Source organism: Alicyclobacillus macrosporangiidus CPP55, from assembly GCF_000702485.1.
Lineage (GTDB): Bacteria > Bacillota > Bacilli > Alicyclobacillales > Alicyclobacillaceae > Alicyclobacillus_H > Alicyclobacillus_H macrosporangiidus_B.
Map to the genome: position 1 here is coordinate 1,697,790 of NZ_JNIL01000001.1, position 21,740 is coordinate 1,719,529.

At 54.9% G+C, this 21,740-nt stretch carries 20 protein-coding genes and 2 pseudogenes; 3 read left to right on the forward strand and 19 right to left on the reverse strand.

Features of this window, described 5'->3' with window-relative positions:
- The first annotated feature begins 325 nt into the window (after positions 1-325).
- The 3 genes from tnpA to tnpC all read left to right on the forward strand — a co-directional run bounded on the left by tnpA (position 326) and on the right by tnpC (position 2,658).
- A complete protein-coding gene (gene tnpA / locus N687_RS0108500; RefSeq protein WP_029419936.1) occupies positions 326-646 on the forward strand; it encodes an IS66 family insertion sequence element accessory protein TnpA in 321 nt (106 codons plus the stop codon).
- Positions 640-1,002: an IS66 family insertion sequence element accessory protein TnpB gene (tnpB, locus tag N687_RS0108505; RefSeq protein ID WP_029419935.1), complete on the forward strand. Its 363-nt coding sequence runs from the start codon at positions 640-642 to the stop codon at positions 1,000-1,002. The genes tnpA and tnpB overlap by 7 nt, the downstream gene beginning before the upstream one ends.
- A 69-nt stretch (positions 1,003-1,071) precedes the next feature.
- Entirely contained in the window at positions 1,072-2,658 is a 1,587-nt protein-coding gene (tnpC, locus tag N687_RS0108510) for an IS66 family transposase (protein ID WP_029419934.1), read from the forward strand.
- A gap of 175 nt (positions 2,659-2,833) precedes the next feature.
- On the opposite strand, the gene N687_RS0108515 is transcribed toward tnpC, so the two are convergent.
- The 19 genes and pseudogenes from N687_RS0108515 to N687_RS0108590 form a co-directional block, all read right to left on the reverse strand.
- Entirely contained in the window at positions 2,834-4,054 is a 1,221-nt protein-coding gene (locus tag N687_RS0108515) for an IS110 family transposase (protein ID WP_029419937.1), read from the reverse strand.
- 240 nt (positions 4,055-4,294) lie between these two features.
- The gene (locus N687_RS0108520) at positions 4,295-4,912 is read right to left on the reverse strand and encodes a class I SAM-dependent methyltransferase (protein ID WP_051663079.1); all 618 of its coding nucleotides are present in this window, start codon (positions 4,910-4,912) and stop codon (positions 4,295-4,297) included.
- 164 nt (positions 4,913-5,076) lie between these two features.
- On the reverse strand, positions 5,077-5,829 hold the full coding sequence (locus N687_RS23000; RefSeq protein WP_081841253.1) for an SDR family NAD(P)-dependent oxidoreductase: 753 nt from the start codon (positions 5,827-5,829) through the stop codon (positions 5,077-5,079).
- A gap of 335 nt (positions 5,830-6,164) precedes the next feature.
- Positions 6,165-7,163: an NADP-dependent oxidoreductase gene (locus tag N687_RS23005; RefSeq protein ID WP_081841254.1), complete on the reverse strand. Its 999-nt coding sequence runs from the start codon at positions 7,161-7,163 to the stop codon at positions 6,165-6,167.
- Between the two features lie 491 nt (positions 7,164-7,654).
- Complete coding sequence (locus N687_RS0108525; RefSeq protein ID WP_231493436.1) at positions 7,655-8,383, reverse strand: metallophosphoesterase family protein; 729 nt, start codon at positions 8,381-8,383, stop codon at positions 7,655-7,657.
- 214 nt (positions 8,384-8,597) lie between these two features.
- Positions 8,598-9,818, reverse strand: coding sequence for an MFS transporter (locus tag N687_RS0108535; RefSeq protein ID WP_029421456.1), 1,221 nt, complete (start codon positions 9,816-9,818; stop codon positions 8,598-8,600).
- A gap of 105 nt (positions 9,819-9,923) precedes the next feature.
- Positions 9,924-10,505 (reverse strand): TetR/AcrR family transcriptional regulator, encoded by a 582-nt coding sequence (locus tag N687_RS0108540; protein WP_029421457.1) that lies wholly within the window; start codon positions 10,503-10,505, stop codon positions 9,924-9,926.
- Between the two features lies 1 nt (position 10,506).
- Positions 10,507-11,232 carry an MBL fold metallo-hydrolase gene (locus N687_RS0108545; protein WP_331280131.1) on the reverse strand — a complete coding sequence of 242 codons (726 nt, stop codon included), beginning with the start codon at positions 11,230-11,232 and terminating at the stop codon, positions 10,507-10,509.
- Positions 11,233-11,422: 190 nt separating this feature from the next.
- Positions 11,423-11,551 (reverse strand): annotated as a pseudogene (locus tag N687_RS23010) (DinB family protein); the annotation flags it as partial.
- A 40-nt stretch (positions 11,552-11,591) separates the two neighbouring features.
- Positions 11,592-12,137: a GNAT family N-acetyltransferase gene (locus N687_RS0108550; protein WP_029421459.1), complete on the reverse strand. Its 546-nt coding sequence runs from the start codon at positions 12,135-12,137 to the stop codon at positions 11,592-11,594.
- Between the two features lie 114 nt (positions 12,138-12,251).
- The gene (locus N687_RS0108555; RefSeq protein WP_029421460.1) at positions 12,252-13,166 is read right to left on the reverse strand and encodes a Nif3-like dinuclear metal center hexameric protein; all 915 of its coding nucleotides are present in this window, start codon (positions 13,164-13,166) and stop codon (positions 12,252-12,254) included.
- Positions 13,167-13,325: 159 nt separating this feature from the next.
- Positions 13,326-13,919 carry a YdeI/OmpD-associated family protein gene (locus N687_RS0108560; protein WP_029421461.1) on the reverse strand — a complete coding sequence of 198 codons (594 nt, stop codon included), beginning with the start codon at positions 13,917-13,919 and terminating at the stop codon, positions 13,326-13,328.
- Between the two features lie 241 nt (positions 13,920-14,160).
- Positions 14,161-14,691: a GNAT family N-acetyltransferase gene (locus N687_RS0108565; protein ID WP_029421462.1), complete on the reverse strand. Its 531-nt coding sequence runs from the start codon at positions 14,689-14,691 to the stop codon at positions 14,161-14,163.
- A gap of 28 nt (positions 14,692-14,719) precedes the next feature.
- Positions 14,720-15,049: an antibiotic biosynthesis monooxygenase family protein gene (locus N687_RS0108570; RefSeq protein ID WP_029421463.1), complete on the reverse strand. Its 330-nt coding sequence runs from the start codon at positions 15,047-15,049 to the stop codon at positions 14,720-14,722.
- The gene (locus tag N687_RS25455; protein WP_419670154.1) at positions 15,042-15,512 is read right to left on the reverse strand and encodes a GNAT family N-acetyltransferase; all 471 of its coding nucleotides are present in this window, start codon (positions 15,510-15,512) and stop codon (positions 15,042-15,044) included. The genes N687_RS0108570 and N687_RS25455 overlap by 8 nt, the downstream gene beginning before the upstream one ends.
- A pseudogene (locus N687_RS25460) lies at positions 15,504-16,031 on the reverse strand (GNAT family N-acetyltransferase); the annotation flags it as partial. The pseudogene N687_RS25460 and the gene N687_RS25455, both read right to left, overlap by 9 nt.
- A 104-nt stretch (positions 16,032-16,135) precedes the next feature.
- Positions 16,136-17,257 (reverse strand): molybdopterin-dependent oxidoreductase, encoded by a 1,122-nt coding sequence (locus tag N687_RS0108580; protein ID WP_029421465.1) that lies wholly within the window; start codon positions 17,255-17,257, stop codon positions 16,136-16,138.
- A gap of 279 nt (positions 17,258-17,536) precedes the next feature.
- Complete coding sequence (locus tag N687_RS0108585) at positions 17,537-18,559, reverse strand: restriction endonuclease (protein ID WP_029421466.1); 1,023 nt, start codon at positions 18,557-18,559, stop codon at positions 17,537-17,539.
- A gap of 49 nt (positions 18,560-18,608) precedes the next feature.
- Entirely contained in the window at positions 18,609-21,728 is a 3,120-nt protein-coding gene (locus N687_RS0108590; RefSeq protein WP_029421467.1) for a DEAD/DEAH box helicase, read from the reverse strand.
- Positions 21,729-21,740: the final 12 nt, after the last annotated feature.

Consider the following 21,740-nt stretch of genomic DNA (forward strand, 5'->3'; position numbering starts at 1 on the left):
GGCTTCTGTCGCATAAGCCCCCTTTAGCGGGATGGTTTGACTCCGCCGTGTACAAGTCAAGCCCGTTTGTTACAGACGCACACCATGAGAGGGCTGTCTGGGTCAAACGGTCGCTTATCAAAATGCCCGTAACGGCGAAGCAATGTGAATCCGTTGTAGTGCAACAAAGCCTCCAATTCTTGCGGAAACACATAGCGAAGGTCAATTCGGGTTTGACGGGTGACTGTGACGCCAGAGGAATCGTAAGCGTCAAATAGTCCGCACCTAGCGCCAAGCCTTGGTCTGCGAGATGATTCCCCCAGAACCCAATCATGGAGGGATCATCGTGACGAAAGCGGAGTTGGAAGAGCTTCGTGAGCTTTGGCGCGCCCGCGTGGCCGACTTCCGGGCCAGCGGACAGACGGGCGCCGCATGGTGTGCTGCCCACCAGATCAAGGAGCACCAGCTGTGGTATTGGGTGGGCAAGTTCAAGGCGGAGCAGGTCGAGCCGCAGCCTCGTTTTGTCCCCATTCATGTCCAGGAACCGACCGGAGAGGTGGACAAGCCGCTGTCCGTCCGAGTGGGCCCGGCCATCATCGAGGTCACACCCGGTTACGACACTGAACTGCTGCGCGATGTGGTACGCACGTTGTCCGGCCTATGCTGAACATCGGTACCGGACCGGAACTGCGTGTGTACCTGGCATGCGGCAGCACAGACATGCGCAAATCCATCGACGGCTTGGCAGCCTTGGTTCAGGAGTCTTTCGAGCTGGATCCGTTTTCTCCGTGCATTTTCGTCTTTTGTAGCCGGAAGCGGGACAAGCTGAAAATCCTGTACTGGGAGCACAACGGCTTCTGGCTGTATTACCGACGCCTGGAGCGTGGACGGTTTCAATGGCCTGACACCAGTGCCGGCAAGACTGTCGTCATTGGCCGACGGGAACTGAACTGGCTGCTGGACGGGCTGTCACTCACCCAGCAGAAGGCCCACCCGCAGGTCTCAGCCAAGAGAGTGGTGTGACGGGGAAAATCGCAAAAGATGCCTTTCTAACAAGGGATTTCGGCGGCTGCGTCGAAGTCCTTTTGCATGATGAACACGACGACGGTGACCACCAACCAACCGGAATCCCTGCAGGAACGCTACGAAGCGTTGGAGCGGGAAAACGCGGAGCTGAAAAAGCAGGTGAAGCTGCTGTTGGAAGAGCTTCGCCTGGCCCGCCATCGGCATTTCGGGAAATCCAGCGAACGCACGAAAGAGGACCAGGTTCGATTGGACCTGGTGTTTAACGAGGCCGAGGCGGAGGCGCAACCGGAGGCAGAGGAACCCACTGTCGAGACGGTTACGTATCAACGACGCAAGAAACAGCCTGGCCAGCGGGAGGCCATGCTCGCAGATCTGCCTGTGGAGCGGATTGAATACCGTTTGTCGGAGCAAGAGCGGATCTGCTCGTGCTGCAACGCAGTCATGGACGAGGTGGGCGCTGAGGTCCGTCGTGAGCTCAAGCACATCCCGGCTCAGACGGTGCTGGTCGAACATGTGCAGTATAAATACGCGTGCCGGCCGTGTGACAAGCATGGGACCGAAACACCGATGGTCAAGGCGCAGATGCCCAGGCCCCCGATCCCGGGCAGTCTGGCGTCCGCCTCGATGCTGGCACATGTGATTGACAAGAAGTACGTGGACGGATTGCCACTGTACCGGCAGGAGCAGCAGTTCGCCCGGAAGGGCCTGGCATTGTCGCGGCAGACCTTAGCGAACTGGGTCGTGATAGGCGCGACACGATGGCTTAGCCTGGTGTATGACCGACTGCACGAGGAGATGCTTTCACGAAAGTACCTGCACGCGGACGAGACGACGCTACAGGTGCTGCACGAGCCTGGACGGGCGGCCGAGTCGGAGTCGTACATGTGGCTGTACCGCAGCGGCCGGGATGGGCCCCCCATCGTCCTGTTCGACTACCAGGAGACCCGCTCGAGGGAGCATCCAAGGCGGTTCCTCGGGGGATTCAAGGGTTACCTGCATGTGGATGGGTACAGCGGATACCACGACATCGAGGGTGTCACCTTGGTGGGGTGCTGGGCACACGCGAGGCGCAAGTTCGACGAGGCGCTCACAGCTCTGCCGACAGCCGAACGGAAAAAACCGACAGCGGCCCGGATTGGGCTTGAGTACTGCAACAGGCTGTTCAAGATTGAGCGCGGTTTGAAAGACGAGACACCAGAGGAACGTCGTGCCGAACGGCAGAGGCTGAGCCGGCCGGTGCTTGACGAGTTTTTGGCATGGCTTGAGGAGCAGAGCGGACAGGTGGTGCCCAAGAGTGCTTTGGGCAAGGCGGTTTCGTATTGCCTGAACCAGTGGCCGAAGCTGGTGGTGTTCCTGGAGGACGGCCATCTGGAGTTGGATAACAACCGGAGCGAGCGGTCAATCAAGCCGTTTGTAATTGGTCGCAAGAACTTCCTGTTTGCCAACACCCCACAGGGTGCGAGGGCGAGCGCCATCGCGTACAGCCTGGTGGAGACAGCCAAGGAGAACGGGCTGGACCCGTATCTGTACCTGGAACATCTGTTTGAGTGGCTGCCCAACATCCGAACGGATGACCGTGCAGCGATGGATGAGCTGCTCCCGTGGTCGGACCGCCTGCCGGAACGAATCCGGAGGCGTGGGAAAAAAGGATAGCATGAGAAATCGCCCCGCTGGGTTTCCTGGCGGGGCTGATTGTTGCCGTCCATGACTGTCGCACGACGGTTGGAGAAACGCAAGGTGTGGGGGCTTTGACGCTACTGAGAAAATGGACAAAAAAGAGAATACTCCCTCTTGTGCAGTTCTCGAATGGTTATTTATGTATATTGATTCAGGAGGCTTCCCCAGTGATGACAACTTGTACGCCCAATTGCTTCAGCCGATGCACGTGGCGTCGAATCAACGTTTCTCGATTCTGCCGATCGTAGTAATCAGGTCCCAGGTCTTGATAGGCAACCTTGTGCTTAAGCAGGTGGTATACGATGACCAGCAGGGTGTGCGCCAGAGCGACCGCTGCACGTTTCGTTCCCCGGCGCGCAGCAATCCGGTGATATCGGGCGGAAAGGCGGGTGTTTTTGCCTCGGGCGGCAGCGCGTGCGCATTCGATCATCGTTTCTCGCAACCATCCGTCACCCTTGCGTGTTTTTCCACTGTATCGTTTTCCCGCACTCTCGTGGTTCCCGGGACACAGTCCTGCCCAGGATGCCAGATGCGCTGCGGTCGGAAACCGACTCATATCCGTCCCGACTTCCGCCACAATCATTTCTGCCGCCTTTCGCCCAACCCCCGGAATCCCCTCGAGACGCGCCAGGTCTTCTTCAAAAGGGCGCATCCGCCGCGCTATCTCGGCGCTCACTTCCTCGATTAACTCGTCTAACTCATCAATGTGTTGAAGCTGAATGGCCAGCAGCTTCCGCTGATGAGGACGCACAATGCCTTTGAGCGCCTGCTCAAGCTCCTTCGTCTTGTTCCGCAATCGGCCTTTCGCGAGAGCAGCCATGCTTTGTTCGTCGGTGTTCCCAGCGATGAGTTCTTCCAGCATCGCACGCCCGCTCGCACCGAGCACGTCCGAAGCGACCGATGCCAGCTTGATATTCGCGCCTTCTAGGACTTTTTGGAGTCGGTTCACTTCACTCGCACGCTCGCGAATGAGCGACTTCCGGTAACGAATCAACTCACGCAACTCTCGTTGCTCACGCGAGGGAATGTAGCTGCCCTTCAGAAGTCCATGTTGCAGAAGCTGCGCGATCCACTCCGCATCTTTGACATCGGTCTTACGCCCGGGTACCTGTTTGATGTGCTGTGCGTTCACTACAAGAATTTCAAGCCCCTGGTCCTCTAATAGGTTGTAAATCGGTTTCCAGTACACGCCGGTACTCTCCATCGCCACATGTGTGCAGCCGTGTTGGCGAATCCATTGGCACATCGCTTGGAGATCTTCCGTCATCGTGCCGAATGTGCGAATCTCTTTGCCTTCAGGGGTGAGTACACACGCAACAACCTTCTTCTTGTGCACATCCAGCCCGCAGCAACGTTCATGCACGACTTCCATTCCACGGGCACCTCCATCGAGCGAACAATCGCAACCGCGTGGCGACCGATGATCCGAATTCTACTGTGCGTGCATCCCGTAGGGGAGCGACAAACCGTGGTTCTCGAGGTCGCCGGCTCCGTCTTACGATCGGGCTTTATGCACCACCGTCAAACGAGCTCTGGCGGCTGCTGACGCGATCGTATCGCAATATCTCCTCATTTTCATGCTCCCGTGGCGTCGAAGTTCGACATGGATGTCTTACGAGGAATCCGTCCAGCGGCGATACGTGATACAGTGCTGGATTTGAGTTACCGAATCGTACCTCTCGCTTCCCCACACTGTCACTTCATACCCGCGTTCGTCCGTGAACCGTGACACCTCTTTATCTGCCTCGTCATCAAACAGGTGCATCAAATTTGGATTCCGCGTCTCGAAGGCAAACAAGCCATCTTCGCGCAAGTGCTCGTGCACCCTTTGGAGCATGTCCTCTTGCGACTTTCGGTCCAAGAACGCCTGAAATGCGTTGCCCGTCATGAAGACGAGCCCAAATTGCTTGTCGAGGCGCAGGTGTCTGCAGTCGCCGAGGATCCAGTTCACTCGAACAGCCTTCTCATCCGCTTTTTGCTTTGCCCTCTCAAGCATCTGAGGGGTAATGTCCACCCCTGTGACATCAAATCCGCTTTGAGCAAGCGGGATGGTCACACGACCCGTACCACAGGCAAGCTCCAGAATGGGACCACCCGTTTCACGGGCTAAGCCTTCAAAAAAGGGCAACTCCAATCCTACCTTGCCATACTCAGAGTCGTAGGTGACAGGATCTTGATACTCCTCGAGATTGTCATTTACGTGGATCTGCGTCTCCCCTCTTGTCGGCATGTGACTCCTGTCGACTTGCTGAATTCAACGCCCGCCGCGGCGCACCACGTCGGCCCGTTAGTTGAAGAGCAAGTTTATTGCACTTAAGCCCCCGCCCATTTGTGCAATTACGGAGCATTGGCTGACCGTACTTTATTGGGTGATTTAACTAAACCGAGATCACCTTACGCGCGGCCAAAAATAGCTCCACCGTTTACGTGTAGCACCTGTCCCGTAATGTACTCAGCCTCACGCGACGCCAGAAAGAACACAGTTTCGGCGATATCAGATGGTCTACCCGCTCGTCCCACCACTGTCCGATTTACCAACCGCTGATGTCTCTCTGGGGTCATTCTGTCACCGAAGAATTCTGTATTCTCAACAAATCCGGGTACGACCGCATTGACTGTGATACCTTCTGGTCCCAGTTCAGTTGCCAACGAATAAGTCCACCCCAGAATCCCTGCCTTAGCTGCAGCGTACGAATCACCTGCACCTTGTACGGCTGCAATCGAACTAATGTTTATAATGCGTCCACCTGGTCGCGTTAAACGAGAACGAAGAGCAGAAGTTAGTAACACCGCCGTCAGTACGTTAGTCTTATAATCTTGCATCCACTGATCGGCGATGTCCGAAAGTGTTTCCGCATGTCTGAAATCCACACCACCAGCATTATTGACGAGAACATCAATGTGAGTGATCTTCTTATCGTCCAATGTTATCTTCAACCGCTCCACATCTTCTACGCGGGTCAAATCTGCGGGAATTGCAATGGCACAGGGTGCCTTCGCTATTGAATTGCTAAGTGATTCTACTGTTTGTTCCAAAACCCGCATCCTGCGTCCAATCAAAATAACTTGGTCTCCAGCGGCAGCATGGCGCTCAGCTATAGCTCTACCAATACCAGTTCCGCCTCCCGAAACCACAACGTACCGCATATGTACCACTCCTTAGATTTACGTCAACGAGACCTGCAGTATTAAATGTTGGGAAAGTGAAAATACAAATTAGTACTCCGTGTTTAAGCGAACAGGCAAATCCGATATACCGCGTCTTGCATAATAATGCAGGATCGAACAAGTGTCATTGTTGAACTAACGCCCCCGTTAGTACAAGAAGGAGAGCAGAACTCATCCTCAAATTCGCTCAAATAAATTATTTACCAAGTGCAGGTCCTAGACCCAAGTATGAAGCCGAACTTACATGAAGAACGTTTGCCACAGCAAGCAATGATTTGGCTTACAAAGGTAAGCTGTGTCGTTGACGTTAATAGTTACTTTATTTTTAAAATAATTTTCCCTTTTGCTCTACCTGATTCAGAATACTCGATAGCCTTCTGAGCATCCTCAAATGGAAATACTCGGTCAATAACAGGCTTAATTTTTTCTGACTCAATTAAATCAGTAATGATGCTTAACTGTTCACCACTTGGTTTCATAAATAAATAGGTATATTTAACATTATATTGTTTCTCTAGTTTTGTTATTTTAAGAGTTGCTATCCGAAATAAACTGGTTTTAAAGAAACCTGTACCATACTCTTTTCCAAAACGGGCGTTAGGTAGTCCTGCAATAGAAATAATTTGTCCCCCTGATTTTACTACTCTAAATGATTTTTCCAAAGTCTTTCCACCGATTATATCGAACACTGCATCATAATTTTGTAATATTTTGTCAAACTCTTCATTTCTATAATTTATAATAAGGTCAGCACCTAATTTCTTCACTAGTTGAAACCCAGCTTCACTAGTTGTAGTTGCAACGTAAGCCCCCATAGATTTAGCAAGCTGTATTGCAAAAGTACCAACGCCACCTGAACCAGCATGTATTAACACTTTTTGTCCAACAGATAACCTTAAAATGTCATGTAACGCCTGATAGGAAGTCAGTCCTACTAATGGAATTGATGCAGCTTCTTCAAATGAGAGGTTTTTCGGTTTTAAAGATATTGCATCTTCGTCTATTGCGATATACTCAGCAAAAGTTCCAATTCTGTCCTTAACAGCTCGTCCGTAAATTTCATCTCCAACCTTAAACTTTTTTACCCTTGACCCTACTTGCTTAACCACACCTGAAAAGTCATTACCTAAAATAAGCGGCATATCGTATTTTATGAGCATTCGTAGTTTTCCGTCTCTTATTTTAAAATCGACTGGATTGATGCTTGCTGCAAATATTTCTGCTAGGACATCATTTTCACCAAGTGTAGGTACTGGCATGTCAGCTAGTTTAAGTGGAACTTTCCCATATCGGTCAATAATCATGGCTTTCATAAAGTTTACCTCCTCGTTAATTGAAACTACTCACATGCTCGGTGGCTCAGACCATCGTTCCACAGTGGCCGGTAATCTGTGTGGCTTGTCGTCGGCGACTCTACCAAGTGGAAGAATACAGGAAAAAGAGCGTCTGAATCTGTTCCGGATCGATACACCGTTCGCGAGGATGTGGCTTAGGGATGTCCTGAACGGCAATCCAGTGGGTTCCGTCAAGATGGGCACCTGACCAATGCAAGTCAGAGATCCCAACACCCGCACGTCGCAGGAGGCCGGCGTGGCGTTCGTAGAAGTTCCGTTCTCCTGGAGGCGGAGAAAATTTCACAGTGACAGACCTATTGTCCAATATCAGGCGAGTCGTGCCCACTTTGCCTGTGACACCCGTCAAGGGGTTCATTCGAGTGACGGCTCTAAAATTGTCATGAAGAAAAGTCAGCAATTCTGCGGGGAAAGTCGACTGTATTTGCAATCTTCACTCCTCCGTCATCGGCTTATGACTCTTTCATTGGTGGCATCAGTATGTGCTGCGCAAACTCCTCAGCCATCGGCACACCAGTCTGACGGATACGCTTCGCAGCTTCCTCAAAGTCATACATCGTCTGGCGCAGGTCCACATCAGGTCCAAAGAGCGCCCAGCACGCGCCCCGAGCACGAATCTGCAACCCAACACTCCCCGGATTCACGATACGTTTGCCACACGCCGTACGGTCAAATTGAACATGGGTATGCCCGCAGACAACCAAACCCTCCACAACACCCTCGAGCATCGGACCAAGCTCCGATTCCGGTGTGTCTCGACGAATGGCCTCATTGTCTCTCCTTGGTGAACCATGAACGAACAGCGTTGGCCCCAATCCGTAAATTTCAAGAGACACGCTATCTGGAAGATTTTTGAGAAATGTACGCTGCCCGTCGTCAATCTGATCAGCGCACCACTTGTTGATCTCTGCATCCCATGGATCAAGCCCATTCTCAACGCCGTATCTCTCGGCTACATAACGATCTGTATTGCCTCGGACAAATCGAACGTCCCCCGGTAAGCTCATGAGACGGTGGAGCACACCAACGGGATCGGGCCCCCATGCCACATCACCGCCAACAATAATGCAGTCGACATGTTCTCGTTCAATTTCACCAAGTACCGCTTCGAGCGCTGGTAAGTTTCCGTGGATGTCATAGATGGCTGCCACTTTCCGCATGAGTTGCACCTCTGTATTCACGTTTTCCAATATCCTCGATAATTTTTTACATTATACGAGATCCGGAGCGACAACTCCGTTCATTCCTTGGGGCGCTTCTCCCATGGCTCCCCCGGATACGAACACGAGGAGAAGTTTCCCGGACGCCTGCTGACGACAGAAATCGTGTGTCCTTGCTCAGCCAGCCAAGCCGTGACAAATAGCATGCCTGTGCCTCCGACCACAAGCGTGTGCATCATGCCACTCCTTCGAACCTGCGCGGCCTTCCAAACTGCGCCAACCAGGACACCCCGCACAACATGGACATCGCGCCGATCACCATGCCAACCACCGGAATGCCGAATCTGGCAAGGGCCAATCCCGCAAGTGCGTACGATAACTGCATTACACCGCCATACGTCGAACCGTGCAAAGCAAAGACCCTTCCTTGGACATCGGGACGAATGCTTGTTTGTACCATGTATGTATCCAGCGGGATGATCACCCCGGAACTCACACGCATCAACAAGAGCATCAAGGCACCCCACGTGAAAACGGTAAACTGCGTCAAGGCAATAAAGAAAAGCGCCTGTGTCAAATATGCTACCCCATACCAGATGACGGCTCGCCGATGATTCTTCCCGACAAACTGGTTTACGGCGTACGCCCCCATCAACACGCCGATCCCGTCGATGACGTACAACACACCGATACCGAGCCCACCCATGTGGTAGACCTGCTGACCGAGAACCGGGATTAAGATGTAATATCCACCACCAGCGAGCCCCCAACTGATGCCGATGAGGATGATGGCTCGAGCCACCCGGTTATGAAGCGCCTCCTCAAAACCTGCCTTGAGCGACTGCAAGTACGTTGTGCCGTTTCGCCTTTCGCCACCTGTCTCATCCCAGTGGCATCGCAGGATGTGCCATGCGGACCATACATACGATGCCGCGTTGACGATGAAACACATGATGGGGCCAACCGTCGCCGCAACGATTCCCCCGCACGCTGCACCGATGATTTGGACCAGCCCGCTCGCCTGCGAGTCCAACCCATTCGCCGTCGCCAATTCATCACGGGAAACCATGAGTGGCATCGCCGCGCTGCGCGCCGGTCCAAACAGGGTGCCGGATATCCCTAGAAGCGCTGACACGACATAGAGGATCCAACTCGCATGCAGCCATACAGACAGAGATAGGGCAAACGCCAACACGGCACGAACCAGGTCAGTCGCAACTAAGAATGGTTTCTTGGGAAACCGATCGACAAGGGGTCCGGCAAATGGCCCAAGGATGACAGCAGGCAACGAGCGGCAGAGAAGAACGAACCCCATCGCTGCAGGCGAATCCGTCAGTGTCAGTGTAACTTGCGCAAGTGCGACCTCATTGAACCAATTGCCCAATTGGCTTCCCACCGAGGCCAGCCACAAGTTTCGATAGTTCCGATTGGTACGCAGCAGGTGTATTCCTTGCATGAGGATCCTCTTTCCGACGATGTGCAGCTAACTCAATTCCAGCATAGTGCCGGCGTTCACCAGGCACCATACGTCGTTGGTCGTAATCCCTGGTACGATCCATCCCTAGTTCTCATCAACCTGACGGATCGAATGTAAACCGAGAAGAAAGACGGATATCAGTCTACGATAGCTCTCGTCTGGGTCTATAGAGAGTCCAAAGCCTCCCGCTGCTTCTAGGGATGCAAACCCATGAGCGACGCTGCGGATGCCACGGACAACGTGTATCGCGTCCTCATGAGTAAAATGGAACGGCTCCAGTACAGTCAGTACCGTTTCGACGATGTCTTGGGCTGCTTTCTCTAACTCGCGGTCTTGTGGATCCGGCGCGTGTAAAGTTGCCTCGTACAGGCCGGGTCGTTCCCTGGCAAAAGCGCGATATGCGTGGAACATGGCTTCAATAGCCCGTTCAGACTCTTTACCGATGGCAGCCAACTGGAGTCGCTTGTTTAATTCACGTATGCCGTACAGAGCAAGTTCCCTGCGCAGCCCCGGTAAACCATCGACGTGGTTGTACAGTGAAGGAATGCGTACGCCTAGACGCGATGCCACCGCCGCAAGTGTAACATGTTCAAATCCAATTTCATCGGCTAAGCTGGCCGCGGTGAGAACGACGGACACTCGATCCAATCTTGCCTTGGCGGACATCCTACATCTGCCCCTTCAACTTGCGCTCGGCCATCTGAATGGCGGCATCCATTGCGTCGAGTGGATCGACAAGTATGTTACCGTGTCCCACTGCTAAGTGGGACGGATGCAATTGACGCAAGTGTTTCGCACTGTTTAGAGCGGTAGGCCTGTGCCACGTAGCGAGTGCGGGAAACGGGAAGAGCGGTCGTACCGTACCTGCAACGGCCACTCCCCCCTTTGTCTGGAACGCATCACCCGCGATGAGCGTTCTATCCCTTGCATCGAAGAAGGCAACATGGCCAGGTGTATGTCCCGGGCACGAGATCACCTCGAGGGAACCAATCCGGTCTCCTGCGGTGAGTAGGCGAGTAGGATGTGTCTTGCACGGTTTCACCGAACCGCGTACCCCAACCTGCGGCTCGGCAGGATCAATACTGGTGTCTCCACGAAGCAGTCGAGCATCACGCGCTGAAATCATGACTTCCGCGTCAGGTAACGCTTCGCGCAATGTATCGAGGGCACCGACATGATCCCCGTGGGCGTGTGTGAGTGCGATCCGCTGGATGGGCATGTCGAGCCTCTGAGCTGCCGCGAGGATGGCCTTGGCGCTGGACGGAAGCCCTGTGTCAATCAAAGTCAGACCGTCGTCCTCCCTAACGAGGTAGCAATTCACTGGGAATACACCGGGATAAAACGTCAGTTGAACACAGTTCCCAAAAGAAGTCACTCTCATCGACTTGTTCATCCTCCCTACAAACTCGAGCGTGTACTTGGATCACTTGCCTTTTGCGGTCGTGCCAACACCATCATTGGGCCCACACAACTAATATAGATCCACTTTAAACTAAATGTATTAGTTTGTCACGGTACTCGATTCCGTATTACAATCTCCTGCCGATTGACATCCACAAATTGTCGCTATGGCCTCTGTCCCGTTAAGTCAGGCGTCGGCCAACGAGATTCGTCGATACCGGCTCCCTACCGATTTGCCTGGCCCAAATGGACAACTGGCCCACGTGGTGAATTTCATGCGCAATCACATGGCAAAGAATTTGACCTGCCGTGTCCTTCGGCCCCGAATCTGGTACACTCACCGTGCATTTCCTAACCTTGAAGCCAATCCCCTGCGAGCATTCCGTAGATTACATGGTCAACAAAGCGATCATACAACCATTCGGCTTGCCGGCACACTCCTTCCTCGACGAAGCCGAGACGATCAGGAATCGCTCTGCTTTTGCGGTTCTCAACAGCCGTCCGGATTTCTACCCGATTGAGCTTGTATTCGTGGAAAGCGATATTGACCATCGCCCGACACGCTCTGGTCATAATGCCACGACCTTGAAATTCTTTACCAAGCCAATACCCAATCGCAGTCCGACGGTTGTGCCAGTCGATTTTATGGAAGCCGATGACTCCCACGAGCCGCCCACTGAACCATATCCCTGCGTGCAAGCCGTCATTCGACGAGAACTGATGCAAACTCTGTTGGATGAATGCCTTCGAGTCTTCGACCGTTTTCGTGCCATCCACCCACGGCAACCACTGCCTGAGGAGGTCTCTAGACGTATCAGTCAGCGTAAAGAGTTCCTCGGCGTTTTGTATCGTCAGCAGACTCAAATGGATTCCATCACCGGCGTCGTAAATGAACACTTGAATCCTCCCCTCGCTTGGCGAACCAAAAGCACGAGTCAAGGGTGCCTGAACAACCCCAAAATTGACCCATCATCTCGCATCTGCGGCTCCGAGATACAGACATTCCTCTGTTTATAGCCACCACTTGTGCTGTGGGATCAACTTGACCTGAACATCGTGATGTTCGTTGAACCAATTCTTCATCTGGGTCTTTTTGACTAGGTACTCCGAGGCAGCATGCGACACGCCAATCAAGGACATGCTTGTCGTCCTCACATACTCCATCATCATTTCAAACCGCGTGCGGCCGTAATCATTGTCAATATGGCAATGGATCTCGCCGGTGATGTAGGCTTGTGCTCCCTTGCTCTCCGCTTCTTTCATCCGGTCAACCACGTCTCCGCAACCCGCCACAACGGCCACTGTGCGGATACGGTCATGGTGCTTTCCTTCGAAATCCACGTACGGGATTTGAAAGATCTCTTTGAGGCGATCGCAAAGTTGATCGGTACTCGTCTCCGGTATTTCACATATCGCACCCACCGAGCCATGTTCGTCCGAATAGAAGTCGCCAATTCTCTTCGCACCAAGCGCTTCACACATCGCTGCGGTGGTCCCGATTCGCTCGTTGTAATCCATGGGCAAGTGACACGTATATACCGACAAACGTCGTTCCTTTATGGCATGGAGAAGCTTCGGATCGATGGGGACAAAGCCTCTCCCCCACTGACCTCTCGGGTCACCGCACTCCATGTGAAGCGGATGATGCATGAACAAGAGATCACCGGGCTGCCCGGTTTCAATGAACTGACACAAAACTTGTTCTGTCGGGAACACCGCCAAGAACACGGAGGACACATGGTCATTTCCTTTGATCATTAACCCATTGAACAAACCGCAGAACTTCTCCTCGAAGAACTCTCTCCACGCGAATCCCACCTGCTCGTAAGCTTGCGGGATAAATCGGCTAAACGTAGGATCCTTACCGAGTTTCTCCACAGCGAACAACTCGTTGAGGTCGCTCACGACTTTGCCTAATGGCTCCACGTCCACGCACCTCCGTAGTCACTTCGGAAGCTGCTGTTATCCGCAACTTAAAAATGCAGAAAAACGCGGCGTTCCGGCATACCGCGTTTTACATAACAATGCAGGATTCAACGAGTGTCATTGTTGAACTAACGCCCCCGTTAGTTCAAGGAGAATATACTAATCATTTAATCCCTTTCCATTGAGAATTTGCTGTATACATTTTTCAACCCTTGACTGTCGAGTTTTGGATTGTTTGGGTTCAGAAAAATAAAGAATGTATGCTCTTTGCCGTCCCGGCGTCAATGCTTCAAAAGCAGTTTTCAAGGCAGGGATTTCATCGAATTTATTTTGAAGTTCTTCAGGAATTATGAAGTCTGTATTCTTTTTAAAATTCACTTCCAAACCGGCTTTTTCAACTTCAATGGCTTCATAAATATAGGCTTTCAAGATGGTTTCCATTTCAACTATTTCTTGAACATTGGTGAACCGAATCTGGCGCGCCGCCTGTACATTCTCCGTTTGTTGGATTAGAATCCCATGGGCATCCTGTAACAAGGCACCTTTGAAAAACAGAAGCGCACAATATTCTTTAAATCCATGTATTAAAACTATGTTCTTTTTCTCAAACGTGTAACAAGGATGCATCCACTTAAATTCTTCGGTCAGCTCACAGTCAAGAACGATACTTCTCAACTTCTCATATTCTTCCCTCCACTTTTTAGCTTTACTTAAAAATTCATCAACCTTAGGATTCATTCTACTATTTGTCATCAAGGAACACCCCTCATCAATTTTTCGTTCAGCTGACAGTCAAGCAGACCTGGCTTGGAAAGTTACAGGGAGCTTATGTCGCTATTCTGCCCTTGACTGCCATAAGTGTAACATACAGATTATGCATGAATATGCAAAAATCATGCATACGCGACCACCGCGTTCTTCTGCAAATTGGAACTGCGGAATACATCTGCACGAGACATGACCCAGACACTCGAAAATCGAATCTCACTCCCGTTCATTCCATGTCTGAGGGTTCACGATGACCCGTTCCACCCCTCGTTCGCTGCGCAGTCCTCAGCATCGTTTGAAAAGCTACGCCGTCCCGGACGAACTCAGTTTGATACTGAAATCCAAATCTCCGGTAAAGCTGGATGGCTCGCCGATTGAATGCAGCTACTGTCAGTCGTATGTCAGCGGACGGGTGGCGAGCGGCTACCTTTCGCAGAACGCAGTCCAGAAACGGAGTACCCAATCCACGCCCAGTCAAGTCTGGACGCATGCCAATGCCGAGATCCACCACGTCCTCAACACCATGCAGGTAGGCTCCGAGCGTATGCCCGGCAGGAACCTGAGCCGAACCCCCGGTGCAATAGAAACCGATGATGTCCCCGTCGTTTGATTCGACGACCCAATACGATCCGTTCAACAACTCGTTCACCGATTCGTCGGTACCGCCCATGTTATAGAAGTCATACGGCGGTTCGTAAGTCCAACCAGCGATTTGAATGGCATCCGCTTGGGTCATGGTACGAGTTACGAAATTCATGGACCGATCCTCTCTTAGGGGCAACCCTTTATCGTTCAAACCTGTATGTCCGCTCCACCTTGCTGACCCTAGTTACAAAACCCTCGTACCACTTCTCCCGTCCAAGTTTTTGTGCAATCTGATGCCGGGCATTCTCTTTCCAAAGTCGAATGGCGTCTTCCGTCTCCCAGTAGGAAACTGTGATGCCAAAGCCGTTCGGTTCCCTTACACTCTCAATCCCCAGAAAACCTGGCTGCGTTTTGGCCAACTCAACCATTTCATCCGCCATTTCACCGTATCCGTGATCTCCATCGGTCCGAACGGATGTGAAGATCACGGCGTAGTACGGTGGTTCAGGTGTTCGTGCCAACTCACTCATCGCTTCCAGGCCCTTCTTGTGACCATCTGCAGACGAATCGTTCAACGCCAGGGTACTTCTCGCCTAGAGACTCAACAGAGAAGCCGCAGCGCCTGTAAAACCCCGCAGATTCACGATCCGTTTCGGCATGGAGTTCGGTCAATTTTTCCGAATGTATCACAGTTCGAACAAACTCCCTCCCAAACCCCTTGTGCCGTTCCGACTGTTTGATGGCTATGTGCAACAGTTCGGCCGTCGAATTCTCCATTCTTCGAATGCCGGCTACACCCACAAGAGCACCGTCTAGCAGGAAGCCGAACAGACAAGTGTCCGGCGACGAATACACTTGACTGAGAATATCATCGATTCGTTCTGCCGTCGGGTTAAAGATGGCTGCGGACAAAATCTCCTTTGCGCCTGCCCCTGCTTCTGCGGGATCGATCTGTACCAAACGGACACAGCCTTCGTCAGCCGGATACATCATCAGCCAACAGTCTCGCCATTCCCCCTCATGCAATTCATGCTTCGGCAGCCACCTGAATTTACGGAATCCGGCCTTCTCATAAGACCGGATCGCCCGTGTGTTCCACGCCTGCGGGTCCATGATGACATGATCCGCACCAAGTTTGTTTCTCAAATAGTCCGCCATGGATTTCACCAGTGTTGTACCGACGCCTCTGTTCCAATAATCGGGTTCCCCAATGAATTGGTCCATGCCATATACAACTTTGGTTGGGTCCAAGCCAAGATCAGATTTCTTGGCGTCAGACAGAAGGTAGAACTGAACGTACCCAATTTCCTTTCCATCGCAGTGAAGAATGCAGCCGGTGACGCCACGGTCATCCTTGGAACCGAACACCTGCTTCACTTTCTCTAGGTCGTGCGGGTTATCACGGCCTTCGTAGAACCGGAGAACTCGTGGATCACTGAGCCACTTGGAGAGTAAAGGATAGTCATGCGGCTGGATTCGGCGTGCTCCAAGTGGTCCATTCTCAAATAACATCGTGCCACACCTCAACGTGCTGGGAAACCTGGTTGGAGTTGGGTTTTGCGGGTGGAACTGAAGGCGTTCCGGATTGCGTTGACATCACTGGGTTGACCCGACGATTACAGCCGGGTGCCCAGATATGCGTCGTCGTCGTATCCTCGCGCCTCCCAGTAACCCACCAGAGGCTTGTCGCTGAATTCGATTCGGTTCACCCACTTGATGGACTTGTACCCATACATTTTGGGAACTACAAGCCGGAGGGGAAAGCCTTGTTGTCTGCCCAACAGCTGCCCGTTCAACTCATAAGCCAGCAACACCGTCGGATCGAGCGCTTGAGACAATGACAGAGATTCCGTATACGCGCCATCAAATGAATAGAAGTGTACAGAGCCAACCTGGGGGAGTGGCTTCACCCGGCTGACGAGCGAACTCAAATGCACACCCTTCCATCTGACGTTCGGCACGCTCCACCCTGTCACACAATGAAAGTCCGCTTCCTCCGTATACGGTTCCAGGCCCATCAAGTCGCTCCACGTCAAGGTGGTCGGATGGTTCACCAAACCATCGACGGTGAGCCGGTAGGTGGATAGGTCCGCACTCGGATAGCCGTCCGTCACGGTGTAGTAAGCAGCGAAACCGGTCGCTCTGCCGCCGGTGCTTTCGTCATCGTTCTTGGAAGTGAACGAACGGGTCAGCCATCCGACCGGATCGATCACCGTTAACACGACCGCGCCGAGAATCCCGGCGCCCAACCACTGCAAAAACATTCTGCGCGTTGGATCCACGCGCGCATTCAAACCGTCACTTGCGGGTCGATATCCAATGGCTTTGTACGCAGCGTGTACAAGGAGCCACGCCAAGAGTGCATACGACATCCACCCGTGCCAACGGAACGCCAAGCTGCGCCACGTGGTCGGAAACCAAGTGACTTGCCAAATGAAGATACCGGTGATCACAATCACGGTCCCGAACACCAGTGGAAACAGCCAGTCCAGGCGACGGATCAATTTCCCGGCGGGCAATCGCGCCGCCAGCGGGATCAACAACGTTGCGCCGAACACCAAGCCGAGTGCGATATGAACGTAATAGATGACAGGCAAAGACGTAATCAGCGCTGCGTGCACCGCTGGCAAATACAGCGCCACACCGGTCAACAGGAGCAGCACAAAAGAGACGATGGTATAGTAATGGAGCCGAACCATCCACTTCGGCCACTTTCCGTGTTCAAACCAACGCTTCACTACACCGTCATCCCCCGCGTTGATCGTCCGGCGACGCCCAATCTTTACATCAAAGATTTTTCCCCGGGCCCACATGAACAGCCAGCCTGTCTTGGTAGGTCCCGTCATCCCTTAGCCCAAGGGTATGACAATTCATTCGATGCATGCAATAAAAGAAAGATCGCAACCCACCCCGAGCGAGTCTTTGGCATCCTCATACTTGCCCTGGCGCCAGAGGCATTGACCCGTAATCCAAGGGAAGGTGGGGGAGGTACTGGACGCGGTGGACGGGAGGCGTGACTACTCCCCCTCTTCCCCAACCAGTACCCAGATGCGTTTGAGCGGAAGTTCCGCCTGGAGTGCCTCAGGCAGCTTCTCGTAAGTCGAAAGAACTGCTTTCACCAAGTCGTCGGCATCCCACAGCCGGAGCTCGAAAAACTGACGGGAAGCCTCTCGGGTCACCGTGCTCTTATAACCGCCCCAAGCGACAATCAGACCATGATCGGCCCCGAAGTTCCGAATGACGCCCTGTAGTTCCCGGACAACCTTCACGTCCACCGGGCTGTCGCCGGACTTCACCTGGACCACGATCCTCGGGTGATCGAAACCCATTGGCCCTTGCCCCGCGATGATGTCCACGCCTCCGTCGGGTCCCTCGGGGGATATCATCACCCGATAGCCTTGCGCCTCCAACACCGCACCGACGAGTCGTGCGAGACCGTGGCCCTTGAAACGGCGGGTAATGTAATCCCGGATTTGGTCCAAGGCGTATTGCTCCAAGTCCGGTGGCGCCATCCATTCGCCGGAGTCGGTATCCTCTCCCCGCTGTACAGTCTGCGTGGACACCACGTTCCCATGGAGCAATGCCCGAATGCGCTCTTCCGCGTTGTTTCTCTGTATGCGGCACACGGTCATGAATGCGCCAAGGGAATACAGCAGGTCTTGATCGAACGCAGTCCGAGGCAACTCCTTCATCCATCGAACCGGGCGCACATGCCTCGCCTCTAAGGGAAGATCCGTGCGGTACTGATACGGCCCGATCACCTCACCCATAGCAATGGCGGAACGCGTCTTGAGAGGAAGCACCACCACGTCGCCGGGCTGGATGACGCTGATAAAGGGCCAGATCTGACCGGCCCAGTTGACGAGCGTGTTGCGCTTTTCCCCCGGGTATGTCTGTTCCAGCAGTGTGTAGAGTTGGTCGCGACTTTGGACATCCATCAGGTTCGGGAGCTCACTCCATCCGATGACCGCCAGCCCGTTGTCCAACGCAAAGCTTTCCCATTCGCCGCCCCGGCCAGCGCGCACCAACCAAACCGCCACGCCACCATCTCCTTTGGCCTCTTGGAAAAGTCCTCGACACCCCAAGACATCACTCCAACTCGTCCCCCGCCAGGTCCACCTCCACCCGGTGTCCCTGTACCATACGGAAAAACCGGGGCTCCCCGTCGGGGGTCTCGCTGTAGAAATCCGCCAGCCCAAACGCGTCCATGACGCGCACCATCGTGCGGCCGGCGGCCTGCTCCTCCTGTGCCCATTGGTCGGCCCAATCCCCAGGAATGACGCGGGTCTCCGGAGAACCGTCGGGCTCGAGCCGTGCTTGGAGCAATCGCCGCAGCGGGCGCAGCTGCACGCTGCGCTCCCGCTCCACTTCAGCCAAGCGCTCCTCCCGGCGCTTCTCGATGTCCGCCAGTTGCGCCTGGGCTTGGTGGACGAGGATGTTATTGCGGCTGTCGACGTTGAGCCGCTGCGCTTCGGTGAGACGTCTGGCCACCTCGTCGTATTGCGCGTCAAACGCGCGGCGGAGAAACTCCGCCTTCTTGGCCAACGCATGCTCCCGCGACATGCGCAGCTCGTACACCCGCCGCTGTGCCTCGCGGACCGCGTGCGCCATGAGCGGAGCGTTCCAGCCATCCAGGGCATGGACCTGCTTCCACGTGCACTGCCAGATCCACAGCGGATCCAAAAACAGCGTCCGCCCGTCGGCGCGCCGTGCGATGGTGACCCACTCGCGCCCCAATTCACGGCCCGTGCCGTCCACCACGCTCATCTCGTACAGCTCCACGTCCAACGGCTCTGGAGTCGGATACGTCACGCGTACAGGCCCCACAGACAGCCGGGCCGCGTCCTCCGATGCGAGCGCCATGGCCAAGCGGCACACCGGGTGTTCCACGTCGAAGGTGTCCCCGCCAGATGCCAGTTCCGCGCGTATCGCGTGGGAGAAGTCCAGCGGTTCGCCCGAGGGATCGCCCAGGCGTCCACGGATCCGGTCGCGCACGGACTTGGGCACGCGCTCGACCCGAAAACCGTAGTCCGTCGGGGTCACCGCGACCCGGTGCGCCACCAGCACCGACTTGGCGAAGGACAACACGTGCACCGGCGGGATCCGCCGCAGGGACAAAAGATGTTGATCCCGCCGCATCCCCGGCAGATCAATCACATCGCGCTCCAGCCGCTCTTGGCGCGCGATTTCCACCAGGCGCTCGTGTTCGCTGGACAAGGTGGCCTCCATATCGGTGAGCACCTCGTCCAGGCGACGGCGCCCCAGAATGCACTCCTGGAGGATGTCCGCCAGGCTCCCCATGCGCTCCTCGAGGCGATCGCCGAGGAAGTCGTAGACCAAGTCACGCCCCAGGTCCTCGCGCATCTGCTCCATCTTTTTCAACAGCGCCAGCAATACGCTTCCCTCGCGGGTATTCTTGGCCACCAGGTTGAAGACGAACACCTCGTTCCGCTGGCCAATGCGGTGAATGCGGCCCATCCGTTGCTCCAGCTTGTTCGGATTCCACGGAATGTCGTAATTCACCATCTGGTTGCAGAACTGCAGGTTGATAGATTCGCCGCCGGCGTCCGTCGCAATCATGACGGAACAGCGCTCGCGAAACATATCCACCTGCCGCTGCCTTTCCTCCATGGTGAGCGATCCGGTGATGACCGCAATCCCGTCCACCCGCGGTTGCAACCGCTCCTGCAGATGGCGCAGGGTGTCGGTGAACTCGGTGAAGATGAGGATCTTCTCCCCCTTGGCCAGCAGGCCGTCCGGTCCAAAGAGGGTGCGCTCCAGCTCCTGGAGCTTGCGCTCGTCCGCGCCGCCGCGCAGCCCGGCCGCCTGATGGATGAGGCGTTCGAGCTCCGAAATCTCAAGGCGCAGTTCCTCCGGATCGACGGCCTCGGTCTCGGACTCCACCTGTGCCTCCAAGGACTCTTCCTCGAAAGCCGCCATCTCGTCCAGGTCCTCCGGCACCTCTTCCCCCGCGGCGGTCTCCAGTGCGTTCGCATCTGCCTCGAGTTTCGCCAACAGTTCCATGAGTCGATCCCGCCGCCGCACCAACGACTGGTGGATGGCCTCGACAGACGAGCTCAGCCGCCGCTGCAGGACCATCATGGCGAAGGCGGCCCGGGTCTGCTTGCGGACCATGGCGCGGTTGAAGTGATGGCGGACATACTCCGTCACCGCCTCGTAGAGGTCGAGCTCCTCCCGGGAGAGATCGAACTCGAGGGTCTTGGATGTCCGGGGCGGAAACAGCGGGCTGCCGTCAAACCGCACCATGTTCTCCTTCAGCCGGCGGATGACGTACGGATTGGCCTTGTCGCGCAGAATAGCCTGGTCCTGTCCCTTGTCGGCACGGCGGAAGACGTCCGCGTCCACCAACGCCAGCAGGTGGCGGTAGTTCTCGCTGTCGCCCTTATGGGGCGTGGCGGTCAACAGCAGCCGGTGCGGAGCCCTTCGGCACACCACCTCGCCCAGCTGATACAGCCGCGTCCGGCGGACCTTGCGCTTCTTCACCCCTTCCGTGTAGGCCGCCATCTTGTGCGCCTCGTCGATGATGACGAGATCGAAGTCGGCCTCGGCCACCAGCGCCTTGATCTCGTCGCGCGCCGCGAAATACAGCGAAGCAAGAGCCCGGGGCGTCTCCATGAAGGGGTTGCGGCCACCCAACTCCTTCACGACCGAGCGGCCGACGATGCGAAAGTCGAGCCCAAACTTTTGCTGCAGCTCGTCCTGCCATTGCGTCAGGACCAGCGGCGGCACCAGGATCAGGACCCGGTCCGCGCTGCCCCTGGCCTGCAGCTCGCGGATGAGCATCCCCGCCATGATGGTCTTGCCGGCACCGGGGTCGTCCGCCAGCAGGAAGCGCACCTGAGGAGCCTGCAGCATCCGGTTGTACACGGCATCAATCTGGTGGGGCAACGGCAGGATGCGCTGGTTCCCGAGCGCCCGCGTCCTGGAGAACTGCCGTTCACACTCCAGTGCCAGATACTGCAGCGCCCGGCCGATGGCCTCGCCGTCCAGCGAGGAGGATTCCGCGGCGCCGATGCGATCGACAAACTCCAGTTGGTACGCCTCGAGCAGGTGCTCGTAGTAACGGCGGCTCACCCGGCCGAGCGCCTCCACCAGCACCAGCGAGGTGTCGGGCACGGGTTCGCACCGCTTGATCTCGACAATCTCCGGCCAGTGCGCGCCGCGCACCAGGTCCCCTTCCTTCAGCACGCCGGTCCCCCC